The sequence below is a fragment of the Thermosinus carboxydivorans Nor1 genome (assembly GCF_000169155.1).
GTDB lineage: Bacteria > Bacillota > Negativicutes > Sporomusales > Thermosinaceae > Thermosinus > Thermosinus carboxydivorans.
Map to the genome: position 1 here is coordinate 1 of NZ_AAWL01000043.1, position 6,707 is coordinate 6,707.

At 49.2% G+C, this 6,707-nt stretch carries 7 protein-coding genes and 1 pseudogene; 6 read left to right on the plus strand and 2 right to left on the minus strand.

What is annotated here, in order from left to right:
• A partial coding sequence (locus tag TCARDRAFT_RS14300) for an IS110 family transposase (RefSeq protein ID WP_040683513.1) occupies positions 1-347 on the minus strand: 347 nt, incomplete at its 3' end.
• Between the two features lie 257 nt (positions 348-604).
• Between TCARDRAFT_RS14300 and TCARDRAFT_RS16460 the strand changes: the two are divergent.
• The 6 genes and pseudogenes from TCARDRAFT_RS16460 to TCARDRAFT_RS14330 all read left to right on the plus strand — a co-directional run.
• Positions 605-724: pseudogene (locus tag TCARDRAFT_RS16460) on the plus strand (helix-turn-helix domain-containing protein); the annotation flags it as partial.
• 458 nt (positions 725-1,182) lie between these two features.
• A complete protein-coding gene (locus tag TCARDRAFT_RS14310; RefSeq protein ID WP_007290678.1) occupies positions 1,183-1,383 on the plus strand; it encodes a twin-arginine translocase TatA/TatE family subunit in 201 nt (66 codons plus the stop codon).
• A 71-nt stretch (positions 1,384-1,454) separates the two neighbouring features.
• Positions 1,455-2,459: a 4Fe-4S binding protein gene (locus TCARDRAFT_RS14315; protein ID WP_007290679.1), complete on the plus strand. Its 1,005-nt coding sequence runs from the start codon at positions 1,455-1,457 to the stop codon at positions 2,457-2,459.
• 104 nt (positions 2,460-2,563) lie between these two features.
• On the plus strand, positions 2,564-3,403 hold the full coding sequence (panB, locus tag TCARDRAFT_RS14320) for a 3-methyl-2-oxobutanoate hydroxymethyltransferase (protein ID WP_007290680.1): 840 nt from the start codon (positions 2,564-2,566) through the stop codon (positions 3,401-3,403).
• Positions 3,404-3,516: 113 nt separating this feature from the next.
• Entirely contained in the window at positions 3,517-5,667 is a 2,151-nt protein-coding gene (gene ccsA / locus TCARDRAFT_RS14325) for a cytochrome c biogenesis protein CcsA (RefSeq protein ID WP_007290681.1), read from the plus strand.
• Positions 5,668-5,686: 19 nt separating this feature from the next.
• Positions 5,687-6,055, plus strand: coding sequence for a cytochrome c3 family protein (locus tag TCARDRAFT_RS14330; protein ID WP_050769651.1), 369 nt, complete (start codon positions 5,687-5,689; stop codon positions 6,053-6,055).
• A 49-nt stretch (positions 6,056-6,104) separates the two neighbouring features.
• Here TCARDRAFT_RS14330 and TCARDRAFT_RS14335 read toward each other — a convergent pair whose 3' ends face one another.
• Positions 6,105-6,674 (minus strand): transposase, encoded by a 570-nt coding sequence (locus TCARDRAFT_RS14335; RefSeq protein WP_198003955.1) that lies wholly within the window; start codon positions 6,672-6,674, stop codon positions 6,105-6,107.
• Positions 6,675-6,707 lie beyond the last annotated feature (33 nt).

A 6,707-nucleotide genomic window follows, 5' to 3' on the forward strand; every position in this document is an offset into this window, starting at 1 on the left:
TGCAGTAACCCATGCCGTAGTAACTCAGCTATCCACTCTGCATCTTTAACATCTGTCTTGCGTCCCGGAACTGCTTTTATGTGTTGTGCATTGACTACCAAAATCTCAATTCCCGTATGTTCTAAAAGATTGTAAATTGGTTTCCAGTAAACTCCCGTGCTTTCCATAGCTACATGACTACAGCCGTGACTTTGAAGCCAGCTTACTAATTCATGCAAGTCGTCCGTCATAGTGCCAAATGTTCGAATTTCTTTGTTGTCAGGTGTGATAACGCAGGCAACGATAATCTTCTTGTGAACATCCATACCACAACAGCGTTCATGGACAATGCGGATTACTTGTTTCATGAGAAGATCCCCTCTGCGGCCTTATTTTGCGACTGGTGCAGTAACCCTTGTACGAGTAATCTACTCCGCGTGCTTCCTAAATGTAGGAGCAACAATTTGTGGTGCACCAGGTAACTGGGGTTCAGTCTACCCTTCAGGCTCGAAGCACTAGCAAGCTATCGACCTCTCTTCGCCAGCCGCAAAAAAATTATTCTACATATGCACCTGGTTTTCATTCTTTGTTGGTGTCGTGCTAACGACATGGGGGGTCTACCCGGCAAACGGTTTCAGTCCTTTTAAATGATTTAAAAAAAATGGGTATTTTAGAAAAAGTGAATCGGCGAACAATTTTAATTAAAGACTTAAAAAGATTACAGGAGATATCTTCAGGTTTTTAATTTGGGAGCGAAAATATTATTTCGCTCTTTTTTTATGCAATGTGTCGTGATACCGCCTTCTCCGGTCAAGAAATGCCGATTGTTATAGGTGTGGTAGAAGCCATAGTAGTAGATACCCAGTGTATTATGCCTAGCTTACCCAGGGTTGGAGTTGAACCCGGTAAACGGAGTTTTCCGACAGCACAAGCGATAGTAACTCTGGCTCAGGACCTGGGAGTTACCAGGGTTTTTGCAGTGGCCAACAAGGTACCTACGGAGATGAGGAAATAATCAGGCAGGAACTGAATTTTTGCCGATTTTTAGGATTCATGCCTTAGACCCGGCAGTAATTTCTGCTGATTTTTCAGGGGTAAGCGTATTTAGCAAGCTCCCGAAATCACGGCAATAGGTTATAAAATTAAAAATCGCTTATTGGGAGAACTGGGAAAGGCGTAACTGAAGGTTGCGCCTTTTTATTTTTGAATTTATGGCGATTTTTTTGTCTTTGTGTCATCTTGATTATTGCTCTGGTTGTTTTTGGACCGTCCAAACTGCCGGAAATTGGCCGGGCTTTTGGTAAGAGCATCAAAGAATTCAAGTCTGCCACCAGCGATGTAACGGAAGAAGTACAGAAAGCTGTATCGCTCGATACCCCTGCCAACAAAGAGCAGAGCAAATGATTGGTATGCCGCTTTTCTGTTAAATATGGACGCGGAAGAGCGGCATTCTTATCTTTCCAGGAGGTAACGACATGTCGGCTCCCATCCAAATTAACCGGGAGTTGTGTTTGAACGATAATTACAAAAAAATGCAGTGTGATCTATGCCGGAAGATTTGTCCGAATGGCTGTATTAACGAAGAATTGGCGATAAACAACAAATGTTGCACAGAGTGCGGGCTTTGCTTGGCTGTTTGCCCGTCCGAGGCTGTTATGGGAGAAAACTTTACTCCGCATGCTTTATCGAAGCTGTTTGCCGATCCTTCGACACCCGTTGTTTTAAGTTGCCGGCGTCAAGACGCGGAAAGTCCATGGCCTTGTCTTGGCTTTATTGATGCTCGGCTGCTTTTAGCTTTGACCGCCTGTGGTACGGGCGGGGAGCGGCGCGTGTATGTTGATGACCGTGCTTGCGAGGACTGCAAAAAGGGGATACAAGCCCATCTGCAAAAAGCGTTGTCTCAGGCTAATGCTTTACTTGCTGCCTACGGCATGCCGCCAGTGCAGGCAGGGGCCGTAGTCGCTCATGTGAAGCCTAAAGCCAAGCCCATTTCGCGGCGCGCCTTCTTTTCGGAACTGTTTGGCGCCACCGTTGAGGCGGTGCGCCAAGCGGCAATTGCCGGCTCAGTGTGTGCTGAACGGTTGCCGCGGCAGGAAATGTTTCATAAATACATGACCCGTAAAGTTATCGACATACCGTCGCAGCAGGTCTTTCGCAGCTTGACGGTCAGCGACGCTTGCCATGGCTGCGGCTCATGCGCCAAGTTTTGCCCGAACAAAGCGATTACGATTCAGGATGAGGGCGGCGCCGCGATTGACATATATCATGACCCGATGGCGTGCACCAGTTGTTCCGTTTGTCTTGTCCACTGTCCGCAGCAAGCTCTCAGCTTGACATGGGCGAATAAACTGGCTAAGCACAAAGTTGCCACCGCGTTTTTGCCGCGCTGTACAGCTTGCGGCCAAATCTACCAGCCAATCGGCTCGCAGACGATGTGCTTGGAGTGTATGCTGAAAAAACGCAATCAGGTTTTGTGGTAAAAAAAAAAGCGGTCCTGCGCTTGTCCGGCGCCGGACCAATTTGTTACAATGGGGGTAGGCAGTATCCTTGGCGAACTGCACTACTGGTTTTAAGAGGGATTAGTATGAACAGGACAACTAAAATCACGGTTTCCACCTTTCAGGCCATGAAGAATGCCCGTCAGAAAATTGCCATGCTTACGGCCTATGATTATTCCACGGCCAAGCTTTTCGATGAGGCAGGAATTCATGGCCTATTAGTTGGCGATTCCTTGGGGATGGTTATGCTCGGATATGAGAATACCCTGCCTGTAACCATGGAGGACATGCTTCACCATACCAAGGCGGTTGTTCGCGGAACCAGCCAGGCGTTAGTTGTTGCTGACATGCCGTTTCTGTCCTACCATGTCAGCACGGCTGAGGCGGTGGCTAATGCCGGCAGGCTGATTAAAGAAGGTGGGGCCCAGGCTGTGAAGCTGGAGGGAGGCGCCGCCATTGCTGACAAGGTTACGGCCATTGTGCGGGCGGAAATTCCCGTCATGGGCCATCTTGGGCTGACGCCGCAGTCTGTTCACAAGTTCGGCGGCTTCAAAGTCCAGGGTAAGACTAGCGATGCAGCGCGACAAATTCTCGACGACGCGCTGCGCCTGGAGGAAGCGGGGGCGTTTGCCCTTGTTCTGGAATGTATTCCTGAGGCTGTCGCTAAGCTGGTTAGCGAGCGGCTAACTATTCCGACCATTGGCATTGGCGCCGGCGGCGGTTGCGATGGGCAAATCCTTGTATACCAGGACATGCTAGGTATGTATGGGGCGTTTAAGCCGAAGTTTGTGAAGCAGTATGCCTGTTTGGGCGAGCTGATGAAGGGGGCTGTAAGACAATATATGGAGGAAGTGGCGCAGGGTCGTTTTCCCGCACCCGAGCATGCTTTTTCCACCGATGCGTCAATTTTGGATAAACTTTATTAGGGTTTTGCGCTTATCCCGGTCTTGAAGACCGGGACTTTTATTTTTTATGTATAAAAGGCATCTGAACCCAAAAGAATAGTTCATATGGAAAACCGAGCAACTAGGAGGAAAAAATGGCTGGATATTTATTGATTATTTTGGCTTTTATCGCTTCACTGTTGGCCGCCGGGCTGTTTTTCCGTCCGCAGGGCGCACGACGCGGGCGTCATTTGTACTATGCGGCGGCACTGTGCATCACCGCCGCCGCTTTATGGCTTTTGTACCTGATTTTTACCGAGCGGTTTGAGTTTGCTTATATTTTCGCCTATTCATCACGCAATCTGCCGCTTCTTTATAAGTTTTCCGCTTTTTGGGCCGGTCAGGAAGGCTCCTTGCTGTTGTGGGCGCTTTTGCACAGCCTATTTGGCCTGGCAATGATAAGGCGGCAAGTTTCCGGCAGAGCCCTCGGGGTCTTTTCGTTGTTGCAGGTCCTGCTGCTTAGCCTAATCCTGGTGAAAAACCCATTTATGCTGCTGCCGGAAAGTCAAACCGACGGTTGGGGCCTCAATCCACTGCTGCAGGATCCATGGATGGCGATCCATCCCCCTTTGATCTTTATCGGTTATGCTGGTTTGGCCGTTCCTTACGTCCTGACCATTGAGAGTCTGCTTAGCAACAATCACCAAGCGTGGCGTGAAAAAGCACCTGGTTGGCTTCTGCTAGCTTGGATTTTTCTCGGTAGTGGCATTTTTATCGGCAGCTTTTGGGCGTATAAAGTTTTGGGATGGGGTGGGTATTGGGGCTGGGATCCTGTCGAAAATGCTTCGCTTGTCCCCTGGTTGGCAGCCGGAGTGGCGGTACATTTGCTTTCTCTTGCCCGGCGGAAGACTGTTGCCGTTGGCGCTGCTTACTTTGCCGTGATCACGATGTATCTTTTGGTGTTTTACGGCGCCTTTATTACCCGGAGCGGCATACTCCGCGATTTTTCCACCCATTCCTTCGGCGAAGAAGGGGTGGGCGGGCTCCTGGGTTTTTATCTTTTGCTCCTTTTTGCCGCAAGTTTCTTGCTCCTGATTTGGCGTTGGCCCCGTTTGCCTGGCGGGCATTCAGTCGGACAGCGCGGCTCTGCTTTTGCCTTAATCGCTGCGGCAGGGACGCTTAGCGCTCTGGCTTTTCTCGTTTTTGTCGGCATGTCAGTTCCTGTATTTACTTGGGCTCTGGGCCAAGCGCAGAATGTTCATACTGACTATTACAATAAGGGAACGCTGCCGCTGGCTCTTTTAATCGCTTTTTTCCTTGCTATTGCCGTCCAGGGCGAAGCCGCTGCCCGTAAACGGCAATGGTGGCTGGCTCTTGCTGCCGGCATGACGGTAGTTATCTTGGGCATTTATTATGGCTGGAACCTGTCGCCGTCGTTAGTGGGAATGGGTTTAGCCGCAGCCGCAGCCGCAGTAAATATGGTGGCGGCTGTCGGCCGCGGCTCTAGTTGTCCCGCCGCGCTTGCTCATACCGGGGTAGCGCTGCTCATAGCCGGTATATTGGCGTCAGCGGTTTTTAGCCGGTCGGAACAAATTTTCTTCCGTCCCGGTGAAGCGATCCGAATTTTTGGTAAGGAGCTTTGCTATCTTGGACGGGAGGGCAGTCCAGAGGCGAAAATAATGGTCTATAAGTTTGCCACTGACGGCGACCGCGCCAGGCTGGACGCCACGACAAGGTATGATGCTCACGGGCGGGAAGCAGCCCGGGAACCTGCCATTTATCGGGGATTAGCAGCCGACATCTATATCGTTCCTGCGGCTAACGGCGGTGCGGAAGAAGGGAAAGAAGCTCAGCTTGCCAGGAATGAAGTAGTAGTCTTTGAAGACTTAACCGTGAAATATCTCCGTCTTTACCTGGATGGCGAGATGGGAACAGGAAATATGAATATCCGGGCTCAGGTCGAGGCAACGCGAAACGGCCAGACCGAACAAGCGGCGCCGGAACTTGTCTATTCTCCGCAAGTGATCACGCCCAAACCAGCCTATGTATTTAGTGATTATGAAATTACGCTGGCCGCCGTCTACCCTGGAACTGGTAAGATCGGCCTGGTGGTTAAAAATATCCGGACCGCGCCGCTGCAAGCAGAGGTCAGTCATAAACCGCTTGTCAGTCTGGTATGGCTCGGCGCGATCACTATTGTTGCCGGTACAAGCTGGGCCTGGGCGAAAAAGCACCGGCTGCCAGGTAAATATACAAGATTTTGGATTGAGCGGCGCATACTAAGACCAAACTGCAGGAAAATTTAAACGATAAAGGAGGGTGCTTGTGGGGGAAAATCGGTTTTTTGCCGGCAACAGCTTAAAGTTTGTACTACTCGGTTTTGCTGGCGCGGCAGTAGCCTTTCTGATAGCGGGGGCGGGCCTGGCCTATGCCGATAAAGCTTCGTTTTGCGGCAGTTGTCATTCTATGCAATGGGTATATTCCACCTGGAAGGAGTCAAACCATAAGCAGTTTACCTGTGGTGACTGTCATTTGCCCCAGGAAGCGCTTGGGGCCAAACTTTATGTAAAGGCCGAAAACGGTATTCGCCATACATACCACGAAGTGTTGCGCGACTACTCCGAAAACTCACTTCAAAAATTTATGTCAACTACTTCGAATAGAGACAAAGAGATCCCAAGGCCTACTCTATAGGTTTTTTATAGTAGGCATTTGTAAAGAAGGATTTACTTTTAAACTGATCTTAAGCAACTATATTTTCAAGGTTTATTTCAATTCCTGCGTTTTGTAAAAGTTGAAGTGCTCTTTTTATTGCAGCATCTTTACTTCGCTGTTCAAAGTAGTTGGCACCTAATTCAATGTACGGCTGTTTTTTCTTGAGAATATGATAGGCAATTATTAAAATGCTATGTCCTACAGCTACTGCAGCACGGTTAGAACCACGACGGGAACAGATTCTACGGTATTGAGACGCAAGATAAGTATCTTTTTGGCGGGCGGCAGAGCGAGCTGATTGTACAAGTGTTGTTCGCAGATGTTGGTTTCCTTTACGGGTTTTTCCTGATTTTCGCTTATCAGCGCTTTCGTTATGCCCTGGAGCCATTCCTGACCAAGATGAAAGATGCTCCGCGGATGGGAAGCGACTCATATCTACTCCAATCTCAGCAATGATTTCTTCTGCATTGCGCCGATTAACACCGGGTATGGTGTCTAATAGCTCCAAGGCTTCTTCAAAAGGGCGCATACGGTCTGCTATTTCTTTATCCAATTCTTTAATACTTTCATCTAGCGTTTCAATATGTTTTAGTTGCATGGATAGCATTCATTTTTTGATGGTAACCAAGAG